The organism is Caulobacter sp. B11 (genome assembly GCF_002737765.1).
GTDB lineage: Bacteria > Pseudomonadota > Alphaproteobacteria > Caulobacterales > Caulobacteraceae > Caulobacter.
This window is the reverse complement of sequence record NZ_PEGG01000308.1, coordinates 1-2902: the sequence shown is the minus strand read 5'-3', so window position 1 is coordinate 2902 and position 2902 is coordinate 1. Positions and strand designations below refer to the sequence as shown.

Here is a 2902-nt window from a genome sequence, read left to right as displayed (position 1 = left end):
CAGCCGGATGGCCGCCGATCGCGCATCCCCGTAGGGGATGGCCGAGATGTGCTTTGGCCAGGTCGAGGCCAGCTCGGAAATGCCGCACCCGCCTCGAAACAGAGTAGCGGCACGCCCTCGGCGATCGCGTCCAGACCCACGTTCGGGAAGGGGTCGAGGCGCGACGACATGAAGAAGGCGTCGGCCGCCTCCATGAACGGCGCCAGGGTGGCCTGCTCCTCGACATCACCACGACGTCGCTGAGGTCGCTCTTGGCGATCTGGTCGGCGAGATGACCGACAGGCCAATGTCGTCGAACGGCTGGTAGTTGGCGCCCACCCAAAGGAACCGGCAGTCGACGCCCAGGTCGTGCTTGAGAACCCTGGCCGCCTCGATGAACAGGTCGACGCCCTTGCGCATCTGCACCCAGCCGGCGCCGAGCACGACGAACGGCTTGCCGCCCTTTTTCGCCGCGACCGACAAGCTTGGCCAGGTCCGGCGCTTCCCCGGTCTCGCGCGACAGGTGAGGCACGATCGACCGGCCCTGATGGCGGATGCGGGTATTGGTCGGGCTGGAGTCGAAGCCCAGGCGCTTGAGCTCCAGCAAGGCGGAGTCGCGCACCAATTCGGCCGGAAAGATCACCCGGTCCGACAGGGCGATCGCCGCCGCGGTCGTGCCGATCGGATGCACATAGTAGGCGAATTCGTGGATGAGCGACACGATGCCCATGCCGGCCCGGGCGAACTGCGAGGCGAACTTGGCGCTCTCCATCGAGTTCAGCACCGCGCATTGCGGCGCGAAATCGCGAATGATCCGGGCGCTGGCCACCTCGATCTCGCCGACCTTGTCGCCCGTGACGACGGTGGCGATCGCGAACTCGGAAAACAGGTCGGCCAGCACGCCGCCACGCAGCATCACGGCCACGATATTGAAGCGGCCGCACAGCTCGCGGATCAGGTTCAGCCCCACCAGGGGCGCGCCGGTGCGGCTGGCTTCGTGGCAGACGACGGCGATGGTGGGAAGGTCGTGGCGACGGCTCCGGCGCCCCGCGGCGACCTTGACGGCGCCCAGCGCATAGGCCTTTCGACCCTCGATCGCGCCGTGGTGCTGGTAGTGCATGAGCGGATTGACGACGCCCGAGGCGATGTCGGGATATTCGGTCAGATAGGCCCGCGCGAAGAACGCCTCCGACGGATTGTTCATCATCCGGTGGCCTTCGGCGACGAAGTATTGCGCCGGTGACAGACCTTCGTCGGCCGGCATGTTGGCCCTGACATAGGCTTCGTCAAACAGCGACGCCTCGATCAGCGCCCGCGCCGTCCTGTCGATGGCCGTAAAGTTGGGCCAGCACCAGCCGGCTTGGTGGTAACGGCAGTAGAACGCAAAGGCGTTCTCGCCGTCGGCCAGCGTTCTCTTGTAGTATTGCAGGAAGAATTTCGGATCAAAATCGTCAGAAGGCTTTAGATCCGGAGATCCAGAATTGATCAGATAGTGCCGAATTGGATCGGCTAATGGTCCGTGCAGCTTTTGATAATATTGAGCATCAAAAAGCCCGCTGCTTTTTACTGCCTCGTAGTCTTGCAGCAAATCATACTCGTTCTTGTATCGACGCTCCAAGTACCCATGGTCAACAAAATGCTGCTGCGGGTCTACTCCGGCATTAAAGACGTCTTGATAGCTAGCCAGATAGAATTCGGGATCAAAATTCTCAATGATATAGCTATCGTTTGCCAAGATAGAGCTGCCCTTGATCGTATCTTCTACGGCGTCGAGCGCGTCGTTGAGCGAATTAGTCATGGTTTCTCTTTTGAGGCGCTTCGACCGATGGCGATGATAAGGACAGGGTAGTCTCACGGCCAGATGAAATTGCCAAGACCGTCTGACGGCCCGCCAGCCCAAAGTCCCGGCCAGGGCTTTGGGCTGGCGGGCCTCAACCCCATGGCGGCGGGTCGAAGTCCGTTCCGCGACGCTTGTTACGGGATGTCGGCTTGGACTAGGTTGCCGGCGCCCATCAGACGCGCGATGCAGCCCGTCTCGCTGCCGGAGAGAACCCTTTGCCTGACCAATACGCGGTTGTCCTGACGACGATCAATCATCCGACGTTCGCCGTGAAAGAGATCGCGCGCCGTGCTCCCGAGCTCAACGCCCAGTTTCATCTGATCGGCGACACCAAGAGCCCCGCCGACTTCCATCAGGACGGCGCTCACTATCTGGATATTCAGGGCCAGAAGGACACCGGGTTCCGGTTCGCCCAGATCTGCCCGACGCGCCACTATGCCCGCAAGAATGTCGGCTATCTCGCGGCCATGAAGGCCGGCGCGACGGTCATCATCGAGACCGACGACGACAACATCCCCCTCGACGGCTTCTGGGCGCCGCGCGAGCGGACGGTTCGCGGCAAGCTCGCCGCCAAGCCGGGCTGGTGCAATGTCTATGGCTACTACGCCGACTCGCTGATCTGGCCGCGCGGCCTGCCCCTGGACCGGATCCAGGACGCCCTGCCCGCCCTGTCGACCCTGGCCGACACCGTCGCCGATTGTCCGATCCAGCAGGGCCTGGCCGACGACAATCCCGATGTCGACGCCATCTATCGCCTCATCCTGCCCCTGCCGCTGAAGTTCAATGCAGGGCCCGAGGTCGTGCTCGACAGCGGCGTCTGGTGTCCCTTCAACAGCCAGAACACCACCTTCTGGCGCGACGCCTTCCCGCTGCTGTACCTGCCCTACCACTGCTCGTTCCGGATGACCGACATCTGGCGCAGCTTCGTGGCCCAGCGCCTGATGTGGGAAGCCGGCTGGAAGCTCTCCTTCCATCAGTCGACCGTGTACCAGGAGCGCAACGAACACGACCTGATGCACGACTTCAAGGACGAGGTTCCCGGCTATCTGAACAATGAGCGCATCAAGAAGACGCTCGAGGACC

The 2902-nt window shown here is 62.7% G+C and carries 3 protein-coding genes; 2 read left to right on the top strand and 1 reads right to left on the bottom strand.

Annotated elements, in window-relative coordinates:
- Positions 1–1567, bottom strand: a 1567-nt coding sequence (locus tag CSW58_RS11710; RefSeq protein WP_201721656.1) for a hypothetical protein, incomplete at its 3' end; no start/stop codon positions are given.
- A 48-nt stretch (positions 1568–1615) separates the two neighbouring features.
- On the opposite strand from CSW58_RS11710, the gene CSW58_RS11705 reads away from it, so the two are divergent.
- Both CSW58_RS11705 and CSW58_RS11700 read left to right on the top strand, forming a co-directional pair.
- Positions 1616–1828 carry a hypothetical protein gene (locus CSW58_RS11705; protein ID WP_161494608.1) on the top strand — a complete coding sequence of 71 codons (213 nt, stop codon included), beginning with the start codon at positions 1616–1618 and terminating at the stop codon, positions 1826–1828.
- A 206-nt stretch (positions 1829–2034) separates the two neighbouring features.
- Positions 2035–2902 (top strand): STELLO glycosyltransferase family protein (locus tag CSW58_RS11700; protein ID WP_099447401.1); only part of this gene is annotated, 868 nt, incomplete at its 3' end.